The following is a 19836-nucleotide window of genomic DNA, read 5'->3' as shown; positions in this document are numbered from 1 at the left end:
GTTGCCGTTGTGAAACTTCTTCCCGCTCCTGGCCGGCCGGGGTCTCAAGATCGGGTTGGGCTGGTTCGGCGAGGGCGGGGAGGCCCGCTGAGGGTACCTGGGTGCACGGCGGCGGTGACCTCAGGTACAGTGGTGCCGCCTGCGGGTGTAGTTCAATGGCAGAACATCAGCTTCCCAAGCTGACAGTGCGGGTTCGATTCCCGTCACCCGCTCCAACGAGAGGCCCCAGCTCAGGACAGATTCCCTGGCTGGGGCCTTGATCGTTGCTACCGCTTCTTGCGCTGGCCGTGCCCGCTACGTGCCCGATCTCTGCTCCGCTTGATCTGCGCCGGGGCCGTCAGCGATGTGCTCGTCGCGCTCGCGGCGAGTCCTCGGGCACGGCTCGGGGCGGTCACCGTGCCCGATCGGGTGGTGAGCTGTTCTTCGCCGCTTCAGGCAGGTACCACAACCCGGCCTGCTGACCGCTGTGCAGCCAGCGCATTCGAGGTGCCTCATCGGGTCGGGGCGCCCAGTCCCGGTAGGGCAGTGAGGCCAGCCGCCAGGCGATCACCGCGAAAATGAAGAGTCCTACCGGACCGACGAACCACCAGAGCGCGTCTCGGCGGCGGTAGGAGGCATGCGGCGCAAGCCAGGCCGTAACCATCATGGGAACCGCGATCCAGCCGAGATCCGCGAGCGGGCCGTGCCCCGTCCCGGCCTCGATCAGCTCACGGATGATGACGGACGGCACCGCCACCCCCACCAGCAGCAGCGCGGCGATCAATGCACGTGGCACGCGCGTGAGCGGCGGGCGCGAGCTGGGTCCGTCATCGATCATGATCAGGAGCATACGAAGCGCGGAGGACAGGCGGAGACACCGGAGCAACCCGATCTTGTTTAATCCTCGCGACGAGGTCCGGGCGGTCCCGCCGCGCGGCCGCGAAGGAGTCGTTACTGAGCGGGCGGTCAGGCCCGCCTTGGCCGGATGCGGTGCCCGGCACGCTGACGAGCCTCGGCGAGCAGCAGATCCACGGCCGCGAGTACGGCCTGCCAGGCATTCTCGGCACCGGGGTCGCGGCGGTGGGCGAGTCGCTCGAAGGTGGCGAGACTGCGCCGGATCGAGTCCAAGTGCGGATCGAACACCGAGGGTCGGCTCCAGTGGAGCTCCCGGGGAGTCACCTGGAGCCACAGCTGTCCGGTGGCCCGGTAGCGCGTGCTGCCCAGCGAGCGCTGTCGCAGGTAGGCCAGCTGCTGGAGCGCCAGCACATCGGCGAGGGGCAGCTTCTCGTCGGTGGTCACGTCGGCATGGTGGCTCAGGTGCCGAGGCGAACGCCATCGATATGCGCCGCGAGATCGCGCGGCACGACTCAGGGCTTCGGGGTCAGGTCGCGGACGTGCCGGAGACCGGGCTGCCCGCTGAGCAGCACCTCGCCGACCGGAACGAATCCGCTGCGCCGTAGCACCGCGAGCGAGGCCGGGTTCGCCAGCGCGGCCGACGCGACCAGCTGGCGCAGCCCGTACTCGTCCCGGGCCAGCTCGCAGACGCGGCGGACGCCCTCCTGCGCCACGCCGCGCCCGGTCGCCCGCTCGGCCACCCGGTAGCCCAGGTCGGCGCTGCCGTCGGCGACGTCGACCAGGTTGAACCGCCCCAGCACCGCCCCGTCATCGTCGATCAAGACATGGAAGTGGCACCCGCCAGCGGCCTGCTCCGCGAGCAGGCCCGCGTGGCGGGAGGCGAATCCGGTGAAGTAGTCGTCGCCCCGATCCGGCACGAATCGCGCGAAGTACGCCCGGTTCTCCTGCTCGAAACGGAGCAGCGCAGGGGCATGGCGGACATCGAGCCGCTGGAGTTCGGGCATCGCGCCACGTTAGCAACGGACAGCACGACCTACTGGGGGTACCAGCGCAGCTCGACGGTGTTGCCGTCCGGGTCGCGTACGTAGATCGAGGTGCCGGTGCCCCGCGCTCCGAACCGCGGCACCGGCCCGGTCAGCACGGTGAACACCCCCGAGTCGATCACCGCTGCCCAGTCCAGCGGTTCCACCACCAGACAGATGTGGTCAACGTTCGGCCCGCTCGGCGTGCCGTGTACCAGGTCGATGATGGTCTCCGGGTCGACGCGTACCGACGGGAACGGCACCTCTCCGGCCCGCCAACGGTCGACCCGTACCGGCGTCAGGCCCAGGGTGCCGCAGTAGAAGTCGAGGGACCTTTCCACGTCGGCGACGGTGAGGACCAGGTGGTCGAAGGCCGTCACCCGCACCGCGCTCATCGCGTCTCAAGGGCGTACGCCTGGCGGAGCCAGCCGGTGAACAGGTCCGGGTCGATCTCGTCGACGGTACGCAGCTTGACCGAAGCCATCCGCCGCGCGCCCGGAACGAGCCGGCCGGAGACGTCGCCGACCTCCTGCCCCCGCCACAATCCGAAGGTGACGTACGACGAGTACGCCTTGACCAGGCAGACCGGCGTCTTGCCGGGCCGATCGCCGAGCCCCCAGACCGGGTGGCCCTGCCACATCGCGCCGGGGGCTTCCGGCAGCGCGGCCTCGATGACGGTGCGGAGTTTCTCGCCGGTCTCGCGCAGCGGAGCGTCGAGGCCAGCCAGGTAGTCGTTGACGGCGTCCATCGGGTTCCTCTCCTCGAAGGGGTCGCCTTCCACCCTCGTCGCGCCCGCGCCGCCGACCAAGCCGTGATCGGACTACGATCGTTGACCCGGATTCAACGATGGGGGTCGGCGTGCTGGAACGGTACGAGGTCGAGACGTTCCTGACCGCGGACCCCGTCGGGCCGGCCTGTGCCGAAGGGTCCGGTCGGCAACACCTTCTCGGAGATGCTGTCGCTGGTGGCGATGGGCCGGGGTGTGCTGCCGGTGGGTGAGCAGACGCGGCTCTACCATCCCCGGCCCGACCTGGCGTACGTGCCGATCCGCGACGCGCCGCCGATCTGCCGTGGGCCGGTGTGGCTGGCCAGCAACACCACCACCCGGGTACGCGAGTTCGTCCGCGCCGCGACCGACGCCAACCGCGCGTCCGGTGAGTGACGGCTGTCGGACCCGGGTGGCAGCATTCGGGGCGTGCGGGACGAGATCCGGGCCCTGGTCGAGGAGCTGACGCCGGGCGACGAACTGGAGGCACGGCATCGGGCGGAGACCCTGGCCTGGCTGGCCGGGACGGACGACATCTTCCGCCGGCGGAAGCCGCGTACCCCCTCACCCCACCTGGTGGCCTACTTCCTGCTCCGGGACGAGTCGGACGGCGCGGTGCTGCTGGTCGACCACCGCAACGCGGGGATGTGGCTGCCCAGCGGCGGCCACGTCGAGCCGGGCGAGCACCCGACGCAGACCGTACGCCGGGAGGTGCGGGAAGAGCTGGGTGTGCCCGCGGTCTTCGCCCCAGGGTTCGGCGAGCGCCCGGCCTTCCTCACCGTGACGGAGACGGTCGGGCCCCCGGAGCACCGGCACACCGACGTCAGCCTCTGGTACGTGCTGAGCGGCAGCCGCGACCAGCGGCTGGTGCCCGATCCCGGCGAGTTCCGGGGCGTCCGCTGGTGGACGCTCCGGGAGTTGGCCGGCGCTCCGCCGGGGGTGGTCGAGCCGCACCTGCGCCGGATGCTGGCCAAGCTCAGTTCGCCTTGACGATCAGCGGCCGGGGGTTTTTCCCGGGCAGGAGCGCGACGGCCAGCACAGCCGCGGGCAGGACCGCCGGCGGCGCCGCCCGCTGCACCTCGAGGTTGAGGTACGAGCCGTAGCTCGGGCCGTGGAAGGTCGCCCGGAGCACGGTGTCGCCTTGGCGGGCCGCCAGGACGATGTCGGCTGGCTCGCTCGCCGACCTGCAGGGCGGGCTGCAGACAGCAAGGACCCGCTTGGCGCTCGGTTCGTACACCCGCCAGCCGGCGGCCCACAGTCGCTGCCGGGCGGTGGCCAGGGCCTCCGTCTCCGGCACGGGCGCGGGAGGGATCGCCTTGACCCTGCCCCTCGGGCAGAGCCGAGCGTGGTCCGTGCCGGCCGCCGTGACCGGCCCGAGGAGGATGCGTTCGTGGAGCTGCTGACCATCGGTGCGTTCGCCCGCGCGGCGCGACTGACGCCCAAGGCGTTACGGCTCTACGGCGAGCTGGGGCTGCTGCCGCCCGCGGCCGTCGACCCGCACTCCGGCTACCGGTACTACGAGCCGGCGCAGCTCGACCGGGCCCGGCTGATCTCCGCCCTGCGCCGGGCCGGGATGCCGCTCGCGGACATCCGGGCCGTCTGCGGCCTGCCGCCGCAGGCGGCAGCCGAGGCGGTCGACGCCTGGTGGCGCCGGGTCAGCGCGGACACGGCGGCTCGCGGTCGCGTCGTCGCGCTCCTCGTCGACCAGCTCGCCGAGAGGACGCCCACCAGGTCCGAAACCACCTTCCGGTACGCGGTCCGCTGCGAGACCGGCACCGTCCGGGACTCCAACGAGGACACCGCGTACGCCAGCCCGACCCTGATCGCGGTGGCCGACGGCATGCGCGGCCCAGGCGGCGCCGAGGCCAGCGCCGCCGCCGTCGACGCGCTCCGACCACTGGAACTCGCCGACGCGCCGACCGCCGAGCTGCTCACCGCGCTGGCCGGGGCGGTGACGGCGGTCGACCGCACGGTACGCGCCACCGCCACCGACGGGCACCAGCCGGTCACCACCCTCACCGCGATCCTGCGCCGCGGGTCGCAGCTGGCCCTGGTGCACGTCGGGGACACCCGGGCGTACCTGCTGCGCGGAGGCGAGCTGTCCCGGCTGACCCAGGACCACACCTACGTGCAGTCGCTGGTCGACCAGGGCCGGCTCAGCCCGACCGAGGCGACCCGGCATCCCCGGCGTGCCCTGCTGGTGCGGGCGCTCGGGGGCGGCGTCCACGTCGAGGCCGACCTGGCGCTGCGTACCGCCCTCGTCGGCGACCGCTACCTGCTCTGCTCCGACGGGCTCTCCGCCGTGGTCGGGCAGGAGGCCCTGCACGACGCGCTCGCCGGCACCGATGACCCGGAGACCGCCGTCGAGCGCCTGGTCGACCTCGCGTACGCCGAGGGCGCGCCGGACAACGTCGCCTGCGTGGTCGCCGACGTCGTGTCGGCGTAGCCGCGCACCCGACCGGCCGAACCGGCAAGGCCGCTGCGGGCCGTACGCTGGCGATCATGCGGATTGGCATTGTGATCCTGCCCGACCAACGCTGGTCGGACTCGCGGCGGCGCTGGCGGCAGGCGGAGGAGTGGGGCTTCGACCACGCCTGGACGTACGACCATCTGGGCTGGCGGGACCTGGTGGACGGTCCCTGGTTCGATTCGATGACCACGTTGACCGCCGCCGCGACGGTCACCTCGCGGATCCGCCTCGGCACGCTGGTCGCCTCGCCCAACTTCCGGCACCCGGCGGCGTTCGCCCGGCAGGTGACCGCGCTGGACGACGTCTCCGGCGGCCGGCTGCTGCTCGGCCTCGGCGCGGGCGGCATCGGCTTCGACGCCACCGTGCTCGGCGGGGAGACCCTGCCGCCGCGGCAGCGGGTCGACCGGTTCGCCGAGTTCACCGAGCTGCTGGATCTGATTCTGCGTGAGGACGGCACCACCTGGCGTGGCGAATGGTTCGCCGCCGTGGACGCCCGGAACAACCCCGGCTGCGTGCAGCGGCCCCGGGTCCCGTTCGTGATGGCCGCGAACGGGTCCCGTTCGATGCGGCTGGCGGCCCGGTTCGGTCAGGGCTGGGTGACCACCGGTCTGGGCGGCGACGACCTGGAGAGCTGGTGGATGTCCGTGGAGGATCTCGCCGCCCGGATGGAGGTGATCCTGGACCGGGCGGGCCGCGACCCGGCGACCCTGGACCGCTACCTCTCGCTCGACTCGGCACCGGTCTTCTCGCTGACCGGCGTGGACTTCTTCGCCGAGCAGGTCGCCCGGGCCGCCCGGCTGGGCTTCACCGACGTGGTGACCCACTGGCCCCGGGCGAGCAGTTGGTACGCCGGCGACGAGGCGGTGCTGGCGGCGGCAACGGCCCTGCTGCCCGAGCTGCGCCGCCTCTGATCCGGGCCAGCGGTTGTGAAGAAGGGGCCCCTGCTCTACCGGAAACGTTGAGAAGGGGCTCCTCCTTACCCCTCAGGTGCCGAGGTCGCCGGTGCTGATGCCGCCGTCCCCGGCGGAGGTCAGCCGGAACCGGATGCAGACCAGCGGGGAGTCGTCGTCGACCGGGAAGCCCTCCCGGGCCCAGTAGCGGCGGTGTCCCTCCCGCCACTCCTCGATGGACCGGTCACCCTCCCCTTCGGAACGGGCGAAGTCCCAGGAGACGTCGGCGAAGCGGACCACCTCGACGCCGGTGACCTCGACGACGCCGACCAGCGCGTCGTGATCGTCGACCAGGACCAGCCGTTCGCCGACGTGTTCCAGCTCCTCGTTCTCGTCGGCGTACTCGTGGGTCAGCAGGCCGGCCGTGGCGGTCTTCACCCCGGCCAGCACGAGGGCGTTGAGGTTGGCGCGCATCTCGCCGGGCGTGCCGAGGGCGAGGGTGCGAAGTCCACCGATGCGGGGCCACATCCTGCCGAGGCTATCCGTCGGCCGGCGCCCCGTCGCGAAATTTTGGCGTCCCCCACGGAGGGCTGCGGGGACGTTAGCGTGAGGGCCGGCCACACGACGAGGAGGCGACCATGGCGGACCGGCGGGCGGTGCTCGTCCCGGGCCGGGGCTACGACACGCGTGCCCCGCTCTTCGCGTACGCCGGGGAGGCGCTGCGCCGCCTCGGCTTCGACGTCCATGAGGTGACCTGGCAGGTGCCCGGGGACCTGCGCCTCGACCGGGCCGCCGGCTGGGTGGCCGAGCAGGTGACGCCCGTCCTTGCCGACGGCGGCGACCTGCTCGTCGGCAAGTCGCTGGGCAGCTTCGCCGCCCCGCTCGCCGCCGACCGGGGGTTGCGCGCGGTCTGGCTGACCCCGCTGCTCGACAATCCCGACGTGGCCGCCGCGCTCGGCCGGGCGACCGCGCCGTTCCTGCTGGTCGGCGGCACGGCCGACCCGTCCTGGGACGGCGCGGTGGCACGCCGGCTCACCCCGTACGTCCTCGAGGTGCCGGAGGCCGACCACTCGATGCTGGTGCCCGGCCCGCTGGCCCGGTCGGCCGAGGCCCTGGGCCGGGTCTGCACCGCCGTGGAGGATTTCCTCAGATGAGCTGGCCGGCGTAACCGGCCGCCGCCAGGACCTCGGCGTCGCCGGTTGCCGCGTGCGCGTCCAGCACCGCGTCGGCCAGTTTCACCACGTGCGCGTCGCCGTGCCGGGCCGCCCGGGCGAACACCTCCGCCGGCCCTCCTGGCGTGACAGCTGGTGGGGCGGCCGGCGCGGGTGGGGCGTACACCGAGGTCACGGCGGCCGTGGCCGACCAGGCCGCGGCGACGCTCGGCGCCCACAGTGCGTGGTCCAAAGCCGGCAGGGTACGCAGCACCGCGGTCGGGGCGGTCACCGCGTGCACCAGCATCACCGGGTTGCCGTGCCCGAACCGGAGGTAGTCCAGGCCGGCTCGGTGCACCAGCTCGGTGAGGGTCCGCTCGGCCTCCGCCGGGGTTGCCGGCGGGCGCAGCGCCACCGCCGCGTCGGACCACTCCGGTACGTCCGGCAGCCGGCCCAGCCGTTCCCGGATGCCGCCGGTCTGCTCGGGGATCCGGGGCAGGCCGGCCAGTGCCTCCGTCACGCCGGACCGGCCGGTGAGCGGGCCGGCCCCGGGTACCGGCTGCCAGCGGGCGGCCCAGTAGCCGAGCGCCTGGCCCAGCTCGGCGAGCCGCTCCGGGCTCACCCCGTCGGTACGCAGCACCCGGACGGCGTGCCCGACCCGGATCACCCCGTGGGTGGCTCCGGCCGCGATGCCCGGCAGCAGCCGCGGCCACCAGGTGCCCAGCACCTCCCGCCAGGGGCGTTCGCGCACCTCGCGGTCGAAGTGGGCGAGCCAGTCGCCGGCCCGCTTCGGGTCCCCGAGCGCGGCCCGCCAGTCGTCGATCGGCCGCAGCCCGCGCGGCCGATCGTCCAGCCGGCGCAGGTAGTCGTCGAGCCAGCGGTGCACCCGAGCGCCGTGGCCGTGCCGGGCCAGCGCCTCGACCGCCATCGGCCCGTGGTTCGACAGCCAGCCCTCGTATTCCGGTCCGGTGCGGTGCAACCGTTGGTACGCGTCGTCCAGGATGTCGTCGCCCATGCGGTGATCCTCGAAGTTCAACCGCCCTTCAGGTCAACCCCGAGTCCGCTCAGCCGGGCAGTTGATCCCCGGTGAGCAGCGCGCGCAACCGGAGCCGTGCGGCCACGTGCGGCGGACACGTCGCCACGACCGCGGCTGTCCCGAGCAGTTCCGCCCCGCTGTCCCGGACCACCCGGTCGAGGGCGTCCAGTTGGGCACCGGTGGCCACCCAGTCGTCGACGAGCAGCACCCGGTCGGCGGGGCCGAGCCGGCGGGCGTCCACGCCGATGCGTAGCTGCCGGCCCCGGTAGTCCGGCGGTGTCTCGGCCCAGCGCATCGGGCCGACCCGCCGCCGCTGGCCGGCCTCCTTGTACGCCGGCAGGAAACCGGCGCCGGTGGCCACCGCGACCAGGGGGCCGAGCAGCAGCCCGGTCACCTCGGGAGCGATCACCACGGTCGGTCGGGTGGCCGGGAACAGGCCGGCCAGGGCCGGCCCGACCCCGGCCAGCACCTCCGGATCCCGCCACCAGCCGGAGGTGTCGCTGACCAGATGACTGCTGCCCGGACCGGGGTCGACCCAGTGGAACAACTCGACCAGGCGTCGGCTCAGCACGTCACCCATCCTCGGGCACCAACGCCAGGCGATCGCGCACCACCCCTCGACCGGCGAGCCTTCCTCCTTTCATCCGAGTCATGCTCGGGCGATCGGCTACACGTATCGGGGAAAATGCGGGCATAGCACCGTGATCACGTTGACTTCGGAAGTGCTTCTCTCGTTACGGTCCGACCCGGTTTGTTCAGCTGACGAAAGGACCGGGCGGTGGCTGGTAGGCATCTCCGTACCCGCAAGTTCTCCTCGCCCGCCGGCATCGCCGCCACCGCAGCCGTCGGCGTCCTGCTCGCCGTCGGTGGCACCGTCGGCGTGGTCCAGCTCACCTCGGGCGAGCCCGCCGCCGAGTCCGCCCTCGCGGAGCCCGCCGTCGCGGAGTCTCTGCCCGTCGCTCCCGCCCCCACCTCGGCCTCCCCCTCCGCCACGCCCAGCGCGTCCGCCTCGCCGAGCACCAGCCCCTCGCCGAAGGCCACCGCCAGCCCGAAGGCGACCCGTACCCAGGCGGCGTCGCGCAGCAAGACCCGCACCGCCAGCCCGAAGCCGACGGCGACGAAGGCCGCCCCCGCGCCGAAGGTCGTCGACAGTGGCTCCTGCGGCGCGTCCTTCTACGACGAGGGTCAGATGACCGCGAACGGGGAGACCTTCAATCCGAACGCCATGACCGCCGCGCACAAGACGCTGCCGTTCGACACGAAGGTCCGGGTGACCAACCCCGCCAACGGCAAGTCCGTCATCGTCCGGATCAACGACCGCGGCCCGTACATCGACGGCCGGTGCCTGGACCTGTCCCGCGCCGCCTTCGCGGCGATCGCCTCCACCGATCTCGGCGAGGTGACCGTCCGTTACGAGGTGCTCGGCTGACCGCGTGACCGGCGGCGATCGGGCCGATGGAGCGATCCGGCCGGGCAGAACATCCTCAGCTGACGGGTCAGGTTCATTCACCCGTTCATTTCCATCAGGCATGCTGTCCCGTGTACGTACTACACCCTTCCAGTCGGGCCGTGGCCCGCTGAGCCCCGGATCCCGCGCCGGCCTCGGCGCGGCCGTCGCGCTGCTCGCTCTCGTCTCCGCCATGGAGTTGGCGGACGGCGAGGCCGCGCACTACATCGCGCTGATGGTGGCCGCTCCGCTCCTCGCCGCCGGGTTGGCCTCCTGGTGGGTGGTGCTCGGGGTGGGCGTCCTCGCCACGGGCCTCGGGGCGGGCTTCGCCCTCGCCGAGCCGAAAGCGTCTCTGGTCTCCGCCGTCAACGTGGCCGGCGTCGCGCTGGCCACCGGGATCGCCGGCGCCGTGGCGGCGGTACGGCAGCGACAGGCCGAGAAGATCGCCGAGCTGTCCCGGCTCGCCGCGGTCGCCCAGCAGGCGGTGCTCCGGCCGCTCGGACCGCAGGTGGGCACCCTCGCGGTGGCCGCCCGCTACATCTCCTCCACGGCACGGGCCGAGATCGGCGGCGACCTGTACGAGGCGATGGACACCCCGTACGGCGTCCGCATGATCATCGGCGATGTACGGGGCAAGGGGCTGGACGCGGTCCGGCTGGCCAGCATCGTGCTCGGCTCGTACCGGCACGTCGCGTACGAGCGGGCGGACCTGCGGGCGGTGGTGACCGATCTCGACCGGGCGGTGGCCCGGAACGTGGGCGACGAGGACTTCGTCACCGCCGCGCTGGTCGAGGAGCGGGGCGGCACCCTCACCATCGTCAACTGCGGGCACCCAGCGCCGCTGCTGCTGCGCCGGGGCGCGGTGATCCCGCTGGAACCGCCCGCACCCGCGCCTCCGCTGGGCTTCATGCCGGTGGTCCGGCCCCGGGTGGAACGGCTCGAACCGGGCGACCGGCTGCTGCTCTTCACCGACGGGCTCGGGGAGGCGCGGCGCGAGGGCCAGTTCTTCCCGACGGCCGACCGGGCGTGGCGGCTGCTCGGCCACGGCACGGTCGCCGACGGCCTCGCCTCGCTGGAGACCGCCCTCGTGGAGTGGGTGCACGGGCGGCTCGACGACGACATCGCGCTGGTCCTGATGGAGTACACGGGTCCCAGTACCGGCGTGACGGCCGCCGTGCCGAGCTGGGAGGTCGGCGCAGCGGAGAGCTGATCCGCTCCGCGTGCCCGCCGGTGAAGCGCAGGCGTGTAACCGCTGTCACTTCCGGGTTCGGCTTGTGATTGCCTACCGGCGAGTAATACAGTCTGAGTTACTGATCGGTAACACCTGTCCGGAAGCGGGGCCAGCGAGCATGACCCACTACAAGAGCAACCTTCGGGACCTCGAGTTCAACCTGTTCGAGGTCTTCGGGGCGGACCGGATGTTCGGCCAGGCGCCGTACACGGACCTGGACGTCGACACCGCCCGCAGCTTCCTTTCCGAGGTCGACCGCCTGGCCCGCGAGGACCTGGCCGCCAGCTACGCGGACAGTGACCGCAATCCGCCGATCTTCGACCCGGTGACGCACACCGCGCCGCTGCCCGAGTCGTTCAAGAAGTCCTACCAGGCCTTCATGGAGTCGGAGTTCTGGCGCCTGGACCTCCCCGAGGAACTGGGCGGCACCAACGCCCCGCGCGCCCTCTGGTGGTCGCTCGCCGAGCTGGTGCTCGGCGCCAACGCCCCGATCTGGATGTACGCCTCCGGCCCGTCCTTCGCGCACGTGCTGCACGTCGAGGGCACCGAGCGGCAGCGGAAGTGGGCCAAGCTCTTCATCGAGAAGCAGTGGGGCTCGACGATGGTGCTCACCGAGCCGGATGCCGGCTCGGACGTCGGCGCTGGCCGTACCCGGGCGATCCCGCAGCCGGACGGCTCCTGGCACATCGAGGGCGTCAAGCGCTTCATCACCTCGGGCGAGCACGACCTCTCCGACAACCTCGTCCACTACGTGCTGGCCCGTCCCGTCGGCGTGGCGGGCGCCGGCGGCCCGGGCACCAAGGGCCTGTCCCTCTTCGTCGTGCCGAAGTACCACTTCGACGAGGAGACCGGTGAGCTGGGCGAACGCAACGGCGTCTTCGCCACCAACGTCGAGCACAAGATGGGCCTGAAGGTCTCCAACACCTGCGAGCTGACCTTCGGTGAGCACGGCGTGCCGGCCCGGGGCTGGCTGCTCGGCGACAAGCACGACGGTATCCGGCAGATGTTCATGATCATCGAGTACGCCCGGATGATGGTCGGCACGAAGGCGATCGCCACCCTCTCCACCGGCTACCTCAACGCGCTGGAGTACGCCAAGAACCGGGTGCAGGGCGCCGACCTGACCCAGCAGGCCGACAAGAGCGCTCCGCGGGTCACCATCACCCACCACCCGGACGTGCGCCGCTCGCTGCTCATGCAGAAGTCGTACGCCGAGGGCCTGCGCGCGCTGGTCTGCTACACGGCCACCTGGCAGGACAAGGTCGCCATCGCCGAGGCGTCCGGCGACGAGCAGGCCACCAAGCTGGCCAAGCGGGTCAACGACCTGCTCCTCCCGCTGGTCAAGGGTGTCGGCTCGGAGCGGGCGTACGAGCTGCTCGGCCACGAGTCGCTGCAGACCTTCGGCGGCTCCGGCTTCCTCCAGGACTACCCACTGGAGCAGTACGTCCGGGACGCCAAGATCGACACTCTCTACGAGGGTACGACCGCGATCCAGAGTCTCGACCTGATCTTCCGGAAGATCGTTCGGGACAACGGCAAGGCCCTGCTGGCGGTCGCCGGTGAGATTCAGGAGTTCATCACCTCCGAGGCCGGCAACGGCCAGCTCAAGGAGGAGCGGCAGGCGCTCGGCAAGGCGCTCGCCGAGATCCAGAACATCCTCGGCGTGCTGACCGGCTGGCTCGGCGAGGCGCAGGCCGGCGACGCGCGGGCCCTCTACAAGGTCGGCCTGAGCAGCCGCCGGTTCCTGCTGGCGATCGGCGACCTGGTGGTCGGCTGGCTGCTGCAGAAGCAGGCGGACGTGGCGTTGAACGCCCTGGCCGGCGAGGTCTCCGCCGCCGACCAGGCGTTCTACACCGGCAAGGTGGCCGCCGCCCGGTTCTTCGCCCGGGAGGTGCTGCCCCGCATCGGCGCCGACCGGCGGATCATCGGGGGCGCCGACCTGGAGATCATGGATCTTCCGGAGGAGGCGTTCTGACCCCGATGGGGTGATCGCACCGGTTCGACGACGGCGGCCGACGAGCGGACAGCTCGCCAGCCGCCGTCGCGGTTTTCCCGCCTCGGCTGGTAGGCCGGTCGCGAGACGGGTAACCGTCGCGGACCACGAGAGGACACGCCCAAGAGCCACCGCACGGGGGAGTGCAGCGCACATGGGCATTGGAAGCGGAATTTTTCTGATCGCCGTCGGTGCGATCCTGACCTTCGCCATCCGGGCCAACGTCTGGTGGATCGACCTGCGCGCGGTCGGCTGGGTGTTCATCCTGGCCGGGCTGGCCGTCCTACTCACCACGCTCTGGTTCTGGCAGGACCGGCGCAAGCGGGCCCGCACCCTGATCGTGGAGGAGAACCGTCTCTCCCACCCCACGGCGATGATGCCGCCGCCCCCCGACCCGCCACCGCCCACGGCCCCACCGTCCTGATCGCACCCTTTGTCCAAGGGGCCCCTTAGGCGTTAAGAAGGGGCCCTTCCTGGTACCTCAGCCGCGGGCGGTGTGGCGGGCGGTGATGGGGGCGGCGGTGGGCGCGAGGGCCGCCCAGCGGCTGGTCGGGCGGTGTACCACCAGATCGCTGGTGCGCAGCCCGTCCGGATCCGCCCGCTGCGGATCGAGCAGCCCCGAAAGCAGCGAGATGCCCGGGTTGTGGGCGATCAGCAGCACGGTACCGGTGCCCGGAGCGACCCCCCGGAGCAGTTCCAGCAGGTCGTGTGGCTGCGCCTGGTACACGGCCGCCTCGTAGCGCACCGCCGGGGCGGATCCCGCCGGTCCCCCCTCCGGCGGGGATCCCGTCATGCCCAGCGCCACACTGTGCCAGGTCTGCCGGGTGCGTCGGGTGGTTGAGCAGAGCACCAGGTCGGGGAGGAAGGCGTGCCGGGCCAGCCAGGCACCGGCCGCCGCCGCGTCGGCGTGCCCGCGCGCGGTCAGCGGGCGTTCGGCGTCCGGTGCGTCCCGGGGCTGCTCGGCCTTGGCATGTCGGAGCAGCACCAGTGTCCGCTGCTGGTTCCTGCCGTCCGTCATGGCCACAGCTTGCCTGATTGGCGACCAGAGCGCCTGGGTAAGTCGATGGCTGCCGCTACCTCATCCATGGCCGCGGCGGGCAGGAAACGCCAGCAGAACGCCAAGGAGGCGACGTCATGGGCATCGGTGCCAGCATCTTCCTCATCGCGCTGGGCGCGATCTTCGCGTTCGCCGTCGACGCCAACCTGGGATGGCTGAACCTGAACGTCGTCGGCTGGGTGCTCATGCTCGCCGGCGTCGTCGGCCTGATCACCACGCTCTACTTCTGGAACAGCCGTCGGCGTACGGTGGTCGCCGCGCCGGTGCGCGAGCGGGTCGTCGCCGAGCCGGTGGTGCCGGCCCAGGACGACCGGGTCGTGCGCGAGGAGCACCGCGAGGTGCGCCGCCCGGGCTACCCGACCTGATCCCCCACGGACGGGCTGGTGGTCCGGCCGGGCTTGACCGCATCGTCCGCGAGGAGGTCGAGTCGGCGGAGGCGGTCGGGGTCGGCGATGACGTCGATGGCGACGATCTTTCCTTCGGCGATGGTGAAGGCCATGACGGACAACGGCCGTCCGGCGGCGGAGACGACGACTCCGGCGGCGCCGTTGACCAGGACGGGGCGCGCGAACGGGGAGAGCCGCCCGAACGTGGTCGCCTGCGCGGCCACGGCGTGGGCACCGCTGATCACGGTGGTGTGGCGGTGGCGCGCGGTGCCGCCGTCGGAGCGGAGCACGACGTCGGGGTGGAGCACGGTGACGAGCGCGTCGAAGTCACCGTCGCGGGCGGCGGCAAGGAATGCGGTGACCACCTGACGCTGACGAGTGAGGTCGGGGTCGGGCACCGGGGCCCGGCCCTGTACCCGGCGGCGGGCACGGCTGGCCAGCTGCCGGGTCGCCTCCGGAGTGCGGTTGATCATCGTACCGATCTCGTCGAACGGCACGGCGAACATGTCGTGGAGTACGAAGGCCAGCCGCTCGGTGGGCGTCAGGGTGTCGAGCACCACCAGCAGCGCCAGCCCGACCGAGTCGGCCATCACCGCCGCGTGTTCGGGGTCGTCCGGGCCGGCCGGGGTGATGATCGGGTCGGGTACCCGCACGTCGAGGGCTTCCTCGCGGCGGTGTTGGCGGGTGCGCAGCGTGTTCAGGCACACCCGGGCGACGACGGTGGTGAGCCAGGCGGCCAGGTTGTCCACGTCGCTGGTGTCGGTGCGAGCCAGTCGCAGCCACGCCTCCTGCACGGCGTCATCGGCCTCACTGAGTGAACCGAGCATCCGGTACGCCACCGCCCGAAGATGCGGCCGGTGCTGCTCGAACCGGTCGACCAGCCAGGTGTCCTCGCCCATGTCCGTCCTTCCTCGCGGGTTCTCATCACCTCGACCCGCGAGGTCCTGCTGACGTAACGGGGTACGCCGCGAGCACCCCGGCGCTGTGGGCTACGTCACTACTGTCACGTTCCCGGTCGCCGTGGGTTCGAGTCGGTGAAGCCACGAAAACCTAGCGGATGCGACCGCGAGCCCTGCTTGCGGTGCGAATGACTGTGGAGGACACCATGAGTTCACCGATCCTGGTCACCGGCGGCACCGGCACCCTCGGCCGCCTGGTCACCCCGCTGCTGCGCGAGGCCGGTCACCCGGTGCGCGTCCTCAGCCGCCGCGGTGGCCCCGCCGGCGATGGCATCGAGCATGTCACCGCGGACCTGCTCGCCGGTGAGGGCATCGAAGCCGCCCTGGACGGCGTCGAGACCGTCGTGCACCTGGCCGGCGGGCCGAAGGGCGACGATCAGGCCACCGGCAACCTGGTACGGGCCGCGCAGCGGGCCCGGGTGCGGCACCTGGTGTACATCTCGGTCATCGGCGCTGACCGGGTTCCCCTGGGGTACTTCCGGGCCAAGCTGGGTGCCGAGCGGGCGATCATCGAGTCTGGCCTGCCGTGGACCATCCTGCGCGCCGCACAGTTCCACGATCTGGTCCTGGCCCTGGCGCAGAAGATGGCGAAAATGCCGGTGATTCCGATTCCGGGCGGATTGCGGTTCCAGCCGGTGGACTCCCGCGAGGTGGCGGCCCGGCTGGTCAACCTGGCGCTCGACGCGCCGGGCGGCGTGGTGCCCGACCTGGCCGGGCCGGCGGTGCACCCGATGGCAGACCTGATGCGCGGATACCTGCAGGTGTGCGGCAAACGGCGGCTGTTCCTGCCAGTGCGGATGCCCGGCAAGGCGGGCCGGGCCTACCGGGCCGGGGACAACCTCGCCCTCAACGGCGCCGCCACCGGTACTCGAACCTGGGAAGCCTTCCTGGCCGAACGGATTCCCCAGGCAGAGCCGATGGTCAACACGCGACCGGCCACCCTCCAGTAACACCCCAGCTTCATCGCGGCCGGTTTGAACCGAGCGGTGTGGCGGTGGTCAGGCGAAGAGCGCGAAGTAGATCGCGATGTGGTGGCAGATCGCCGCGACCAGCGTGCAGGCGTGGAAGAACTCGTGGTGGCCGAAGACGGTCGGCCACGGGTTCGGCCGGCGCAGCGCGTAGAAGACCGCGCCGACGCTGTAGATCGCGCCGCCGACGATCAGCAGCACCAGGGCGGCGACCCCGCCGGAGTGCAGGATCTGCGGCAGCATCACCACCGCGACCCAGCCGAGCGCCAGGTAGAGCGGGGCGGAGACCAACCTCGGCGCGTGCGGCCAGATGAGCTTGATCGCCACTCCGGCCAGCGCCCCGCCCCAGACCAGGCCGAGCATGATCTCGGCCGGCCGAGCGTCGAGCAGCAGCGCACAGAACGGGGTGTACGTGCCGGCGATGAACACGAAGATCATCGAGTGGTCGAGCCGGCGCATGGTCTGGTAGCCGCGCTCCGACCACACCCGGCGGTGGTAGAGAGCGCTGGTGCCGAAGAGACCGCACACGGACAGGCTGTAGATCAGGCAGCTGACCAGGGGTGCCCAGCCGGGCCGGGCGGCCGCGATCGAACACAGCACGATGCCGCAGACGAGCGCGACGAAGAACGCGTAGGTGTGCAGCCAGCCGCGCATCCGGGGTTTACCGATGTCGACCGGCTTGAGCCGAAGCGGTGCGGAGGTGGTCACACAATTAGGTTACGGCACCGTAGGTTACCTGCAAGTAGTGTCTACTGTCACGCCTTCCGAACGGCCGGAGGACCCTGGGCGACGGCTCCGATCCGCGAGTATGGCGGATGCGGATCCGAGCCGTCGGTGCCCGGGCCCCGCTGCTCGACCCACCGCCGACGGATACCCGGTCAGCGGGGTGGTGGACGACGTGAGCCGGCTCCCGCAGGCCCGCCCGGGGACTACGGTGTCGTTCCATGGACCTCAACGCTGACCTGGGCGAGGGATTCGGCATCTGGCGGCTCGGGGACGACGAGGCGCTGCTCGGCCTGGTCACCTCCGCCAACGTCGCCTGTGGCTTCCACGGCGGCGACCCGGCCACCATGCACCGGGTCTGCGCCGGCGCCGCCGCCCGGGGGGTCGCCGTCGGTGCCCAGGTCGGCTACCGGGACCTCGCCGGCTTCGGCCGGCGACACATCGCGTACGACTTCGCCGAGCTACGCGACGAGACGATCTACCAGCTCGGCGCGCTCGACGCGTTCTGCCGGCTGTTCCGCACCCGGGTCCGCTACCTGAAGCCGCACGGCGCGCTCTACCACGCCGCAGCCTGTGACGAGGCCCAAGCCGCCGCACTGGTCGCCGCCGTCAGCGCGTACGACCACGAGCTGCCCCTGCTCTGCCCGCCCGGCTCGGTGCTCGCCCAGCTCGCGGCCGGCGCCGGGCTACGGGTGGTCGCCGAGGGCTTCGCCGACCGGAACTACCTGCCCAACGGCTCCCTGGTGCCCCGGAACGCCACGAACGCGCTGGTCACCGACCCGGAGGAGGTGGCCACCCGGGCCGTCCGGATGGCCACCGAGCGAACCGTGGTCGCGGTCGACGGCAGCGTCGTCCCGTGTGCCGTCGAATCGATCTGCCTGCACGGGGACACCCCGAGCGCGGTGCGCTGCGCCGAGCTGGTGCGGGCCGCCCTCATCGACGCCGGCGTCACGCTCACTCCGTTCGCGTGAAAGGAAGGGCACCTTCTTAACGCCTCAGGTAGAGGAAGGTGCCCTTCTTGACACCCGGGGGCGTGAGCCCTCGTCGAGGCCGCGGAGGACCAGCGGGAGGCGGGTGGTGCCGCCGTCGACCACGCGGATCGGTACGCCCCAGTCCTGTCGGGTCAGGTGGCAGGCCGCGTGCTCGACGTCGGCGTCGCAGGTGGCCGCCTGGGCGGTCACCTGGAGCACACCCTGCGCCACGTCGCCGTTGACGACCAGGCGGCGGGACAGGTCCGTGGTCGTCCCGGCCCCCTCGACCAGCAGCTCCGGCGGGGACGCCGACACCACCAGTCGGGTCGACGGCCCGTACGTCTCGTCCAGCTTCTGCCCTGGCGCGGGCGTGAAGATCACGTCGAGGGTCAGCTCGCCCGCCGCCACGTCGGTCGGCTTGCGCTCCAGCTTGTGCCGGGGGCCGTCCACCGTGCTGGCACCCGCTGCGGTGAGCGCGCCCGGGGCCAGCCGGGTCAGCCGGTGGGCGGCCGACTCGACCACGATCACCTCGCCCTCGGGGGTGAGCACCAGGTCGCTCGGCTCGGCCAGCCCGCCCGCCACGGTGGCGACCTGGTCGGTCGTTGGATCGAAGCGGCGCACCGCCCCGTTGTACGTGTCGGCGATCAGCACCGAGCCGTCGGGCAGCGCGCACACCCCCAGCGGGTGCTGGAGCAGCGCCCGGTGGGCCGGGCCGTCGACGTGGCCGAAGTCGAAGAGGCCCTGCCCGACGACGGTGTGCATCACCCCGCCCTCGACGTACCGGACGGCGCTGGTCTCGCTGTCGGCGACCCAGAGCCGGGCGCCGTCGGGCGAGACGGAGAGGCCGGAGGGCTGGGCCATCCAGACGTCCGGCAGCGGGCCGTCACGCAACGCCTCGACGGTGGTGCCGGCGTACACGCCGGCGGTCCGCTTGATCGGGTCGAACCACCAGAGCTGGTGGATGCCGGCCATCGCGACGACGACCCGGTCGTCGTACCAGGCGACGTCCCAGGGCGAGGAGAGGTCGACCGCACGGGCGTCGTGCGCGTGGTCGTCGACCGTCGAGCGCCACTGCCGCCCGGTGCCGGCCACCGTGACCACCTCGCCGGTGGCCAGCTTCACGCCGCGCAGCAGGTGGTTGACGGTGTCCGCGACCACCAGGTCGTACCCGGCCACCTCGGCGACGTGCGCGGGCAGCAGGCAGAGGCCCTGCGGCTCAGAGAAGGTGGCGGTCTCCGCCGGGCCGTCGGCGTGGCCGCGGGTGCCCGCTCCGATCCGGCGGAGCACCTTCTCACCGTCGGGAGCCAGCTCGACCAGGGAGTGCCGGGCCGAGTCGGAGACGAGCAGGTTGCCGCTGTCGAGCACCACGGCCTTGCCGGGAAAGCGCAGCGCGGTCTCCGGCTCGGCCGGCGGGACGTACGGGCCGTCGCCGCGGTGCAGGGTGCCCTTCGCCTCGTGCGTGGCGATCAGCTCGTCGATCAGTCGGGCCAGCCCCTCGGCGTGCCCCTCGCCGGCCATGGTGGCGACCACGTAGCCCTCGGGGTCGATCACCGACAGGGTCGGCCAGGCCTTTGCCGCGTACTGCTGCCACATGTCCAGCTCGGGGTCGTCGAGCACCGGGTGGTGCACCCCGTACCGCTCGACGGCGGCGGCCAGCGCGTCCGGGTCCTTCTCGTGCTCGAACTTGGGCGAGTGCACGCCGATGACCACGAGCACGTCGCCGTACCTGTCTTCCAGCGGGCGCAGCTCGTCGAGCACGTGCAGGCAGTTGATGCAGCAGAAGGTCCAGAAATCCAGCAGGACGATCTTTCCCCGCAGGTCGGCCAGGGTGACGGCCTTCCCGCCGGTGTTCAACCAGCCCCGGCCTCGCAGCTCCGGTGCCCGTACTCGTGCGCTCATGCCCTCAGTCTGCCGGACCGGCCGGCCCGATTC

Annotated in this window: 25 protein-coding genes, 1 tRNA gene and 1 pseudogene; 14 read left to right on the top strand and 13 right to left on the bottom strand. The window is 72.1% G+C overall.

The annotated features are described in order from the left end of the window. Positions 1 to 141: 141 nt before the first annotated feature. Positions 142 to 215 (top strand) — tRNA-Gly (locus tag ABZ570_RS19680). A 176-nt stretch (positions 216 to 391) separates the two neighbouring features. Here the strand turns inward: ABZ570_RS19680 and ABZ570_RS19675 are convergent. From ABZ570_RS19675 to ABZ570_RS19655, 5 genes are all read right to left on the bottom strand, one after another. Then, a complete protein-coding gene (locus ABZ570_RS19675) occupies positions 392 to 817 on the bottom strand; it encodes a hypothetical protein (RefSeq protein WP_358065232.1) in 426 nt (141 codons plus the stop codon). Positions 818 to 945: 128 nt separating this feature from the next. Next, positions 946 to 1278, bottom strand: a complete 333-nt coding sequence (locus tag ABZ570_RS19670) for a hypothetical protein (RefSeq protein ID WP_358065229.1) — start codon at positions 1276 to 1278, stop codon at positions 946 to 948. A gap of 68 nt (positions 1279 to 1346) precedes the next feature. Further along, entirely contained in the window at positions 1347 to 1838 is a 492-nt protein-coding gene (locus ABZ570_RS19665; RefSeq protein WP_358065226.1) for a GNAT family N-acetyltransferase, read from the bottom strand. Between the two features lie 29 nt (positions 1839 to 1867). Continuing rightward, on the bottom strand, positions 1868 to 2251 hold the full coding sequence (locus ABZ570_RS19660; RefSeq protein ID WP_358065223.1) for a VOC family protein: 384 nt from the start codon (positions 2249 to 2251) through the stop codon (positions 1868 to 1870). After that, complete coding sequence (locus ABZ570_RS19655) at positions 2248 to 2604, bottom strand: DUF1801 domain-containing protein (protein ID WP_358065221.1); 357 nt, start codon at positions 2602 to 2604, stop codon at positions 2248 to 2250. Before ABZ570_RS19655 ends, ABZ570_RS19660 begins: the two co-directional genes overlap by 4 nt. A 168-nt stretch (positions 2605 to 2772) precedes the next feature. On the opposite strand from ABZ570_RS19655, the gene ABZ570_RS19650 reads away from it, so the two are divergent. Both ABZ570_RS19650 and ABZ570_RS19645 read left to right on the top strand, forming a co-directional pair. After that, positions 2773 to 3018: a hypothetical protein gene (locus ABZ570_RS19650; RefSeq protein WP_358065218.1), complete on the top strand. Its 246-nt coding sequence runs from the start codon at positions 2773 to 2775 to the stop codon at positions 3016 to 3018. A gap of 33 nt (positions 3019 to 3051) precedes the next feature. Then, entirely contained in the window at positions 3052 to 3612 is a 561-nt protein-coding gene (locus ABZ570_RS19645; RefSeq protein WP_358065215.1) for an NUDIX domain-containing protein, read from the top strand. On the opposite strand, the gene ABZ570_RS19640 is transcribed toward ABZ570_RS19645, so the two are convergent. Further along, a complete protein-coding gene (locus ABZ570_RS19640; RefSeq protein ID WP_358065212.1) occupies positions 3599 to 3919 on the bottom strand; it encodes a hypothetical protein in 321 nt (106 codons plus the stop codon). The two genes, ABZ570_RS19645 and ABZ570_RS19640, sit on opposite strands and share 14 nt — an antisense overlap. Before the next feature lie 93 nt (positions 3920 to 4012). On the opposite strand from ABZ570_RS19640, the gene ABZ570_RS19635 reads away from it, so the two are divergent. Both ABZ570_RS19635 and ABZ570_RS19630 read left to right on the top strand, forming a co-directional pair. Next, complete coding sequence (locus tag ABZ570_RS19635) at positions 4013 to 5068, top strand: MerR family transcriptional regulator (protein ID WP_358065209.1); 1056 nt, start codon at positions 4013 to 4015, stop codon at positions 5066 to 5068. Positions 5069 to 5124: 56 nt separating this feature from the next. Further along, positions 5125 to 6003, top strand: a complete 879-nt coding sequence (locus ABZ570_RS19630) for an LLM class flavin-dependent oxidoreductase (protein WP_358065206.1) — start codon at positions 5125 to 5127, stop codon at positions 6001 to 6003. Positions 6004 to 6075: 72 nt separating this feature from the next. Here the strand turns inward: ABZ570_RS19630 and ABZ570_RS19625 are convergent, their stop codons facing one another. Then, on the bottom strand, positions 6076 to 6510 hold the full coding sequence (locus ABZ570_RS19625; protein ID WP_358065203.1) for an ASCH domain-containing protein: 435 nt from the start codon (positions 6508 to 6510) through the stop codon (positions 6076 to 6078). Positions 6511 to 6620: 110 nt separating this feature from the next. On the opposite strand from ABZ570_RS19625, the gene ABZ570_RS19620 reads away from it, so the two are divergent. Beyond that, the gene (locus ABZ570_RS19620; protein WP_358065200.1) at positions 6621 to 7136 is read left to right on the top strand and encodes an alpha/beta hydrolase; all 516 of its coding nucleotides are present in this window, start codon (positions 6621 to 6623) and stop codon (positions 7134 to 7136) included. On the opposite strand, the gene ABZ570_RS19615 is transcribed toward ABZ570_RS19620, so the two are convergent. Continuing rightward, positions 7129 to 8148, bottom strand: coding sequence for a questin oxidase family protein (locus ABZ570_RS19615; protein WP_358065197.1), 1020 nt, complete (start codon positions 8146 to 8148; stop codon positions 7129 to 7131). The genes ABZ570_RS19620 and ABZ570_RS19615 overlap by 8 nt on opposite strands. 49 nt (positions 8149 to 8197) lie before the next feature. Beyond that, positions 8198 to 8749, bottom strand: a complete 552-nt coding sequence (locus ABZ570_RS19610; protein WP_358065194.1) for a phosphoribosyltransferase — start codon at positions 8747 to 8749, stop codon at positions 8198 to 8200. A 198-nt stretch (positions 8750 to 8947) separates the two neighbouring features. On the opposite strand from ABZ570_RS19610, the gene ABZ570_RS19605 reads away from it, so the two are divergent. The 4 genes from ABZ570_RS19605 (at position 8948) to ABZ570_RS19590 (ending at position 13264) form a co-directional block, all read left to right on the top strand. Then, positions 8948 to 9598, top strand: a complete 651-nt coding sequence (locus ABZ570_RS19605) for a septal ring lytic transglycosylase RlpA family protein (protein ID WP_358065191.1) — start codon at positions 8948 to 8950, stop codon at positions 9596 to 9598. Between the two features lie 100 nt (positions 9599 to 9698). Next, complete coding sequence (locus ABZ570_RS19600; RefSeq protein WP_358065188.1) at positions 9699 to 10826, top strand: PP2C family protein-serine/threonine phosphatase; 1128 nt, start codon at positions 9699 to 9701, stop codon at positions 10824 to 10826. A 139-nt stretch (positions 10827 to 10965) separates the two neighbouring features. Beyond that, positions 10966 to 12822 (top strand): acyl-CoA dehydrogenase, encoded by a 1857-nt coding sequence (locus tag ABZ570_RS19595; RefSeq protein WP_358065185.1) that lies wholly within the window; start codon positions 10966 to 10968, stop codon positions 12820 to 12822. 172 nt (positions 12823 to 12994) lie between these two features. Next, the gene (locus ABZ570_RS19590) at positions 12995 to 13264 is read left to right on the top strand and encodes a DUF6458 family protein (protein WP_089004627.1); all 270 of its coding nucleotides are present in this window, start codon (positions 12995 to 12997) and stop codon (positions 13262 to 13264) included. A gap of 57 nt (positions 13265 to 13321) precedes the next feature. On the opposite strand, the gene ABZ570_RS19585 is transcribed toward ABZ570_RS19590, so the two are convergent. Further along, on the bottom strand, positions 13322 to 13858 hold the full coding sequence (locus ABZ570_RS19585; RefSeq protein ID WP_358065181.1) for a histidine phosphatase family protein: 537 nt from the start codon (positions 13856 to 13858) through the stop codon (positions 13322 to 13324). 116 nt (positions 13859 to 13974) lie between these two features. Here ABZ570_RS19585 and ABZ570_RS19580 point away from each other — a divergent pair, with 116 nt between their 5' ends. Beyond that, positions 13975 to 14262, top strand: a complete 288-nt coding sequence (locus tag ABZ570_RS19580) for a DUF6458 family protein (RefSeq protein WP_358065178.1) — start codon at positions 13975 to 13977, stop codon at positions 14260 to 14262. Here ABZ570_RS19580 and sigJ read toward each other — a convergent pair. After that, complete coding sequence (gene sigJ, locus ABZ570_RS19575; RefSeq protein WP_358065175.1) at positions 14250 to 15182, bottom strand: RNA polymerase sigma factor SigJ; 933 nt, start codon at positions 15180 to 15182, stop codon at positions 14250 to 14252. The two genes, ABZ570_RS19580 and sigJ, sit on opposite strands and share 13 nt — an antisense overlap. 206 nt (positions 15183 to 15388) lie before the next feature. Between sigJ and ABZ570_RS19570 the strand changes: the two genes are divergently transcribed. Then, on the top strand, positions 15389 to 16192 hold the full coding sequence (locus ABZ570_RS19570) for an NAD(P)H-binding protein (RefSeq protein ID WP_358065172.1): 804 nt from the start codon (positions 15389 to 15391) through the stop codon (positions 16190 to 16192). Positions 16193 to 16240: 48 nt separating this feature from the next. Here ABZ570_RS19570 and ABZ570_RS19565 read toward each other — a convergent pair whose 3' ends face one another. Continuing rightward, a complete protein-coding gene (locus tag ABZ570_RS19565; protein ID WP_358065169.1) occupies positions 16241 to 16918 on the bottom strand; it encodes a hemolysin III family protein in 678 nt (225 codons plus the stop codon). Positions 16919 to 17066: 148 nt separating this feature from the next. Here ABZ570_RS19565 and ABZ570_RS19560 point away from each other — a divergent pair. Both ABZ570_RS19560 and ABZ570_RS19555 read left to right on the top strand, forming a co-directional pair. Then, a pseudogene (locus tag ABZ570_RS19560) lies at positions 17067 to 17171 on the top strand (allophanate hydrolase subunit 2 family protein); the annotation flags it as partial. Beyond that, the gene (locus ABZ570_RS19555; protein ID WP_358065166.1) at positions 17155 to 17904 is read left to right on the top strand and encodes a 5-oxoprolinase subunit PxpA; all 750 of its coding nucleotides are present in this window, start codon (positions 17155 to 17157) and stop codon (positions 17902 to 17904) included. The pseudogene ABZ570_RS19560 and the gene ABZ570_RS19555, both read left to right, overlap by 17 nt. Positions 17905 to 17928: 24 nt before the next feature. Here the strand turns inward: ABZ570_RS19555 and ABZ570_RS19550 are convergent, their stop codons facing one another. Next, positions 17929 to 19803 carry an NHL domain-containing thioredoxin family protein gene (locus ABZ570_RS19550; RefSeq protein WP_358065163.1) on the bottom strand — a complete coding sequence of 625 codons (1875 nt, stop codon included), beginning with the start codon at positions 19801 to 19803 and terminating at the stop codon, positions 17929 to 17931. Positions 19804 to 19836: the final 33 nt, after the last annotated feature.

This window comes from Micromonospora sp. NPDC007271, assembly GCF_040634005.1.
Taxonomy (GTDB): Bacteria; Actinomycetota; Actinomycetes; order Mycobacteriales; family Micromonosporaceae; genus Micromonospora.
The sequence above is the reverse complement of the archived record's forward strand: the minus strand, read 5'-3'. Positions and strand labels throughout refer to the sequence as shown.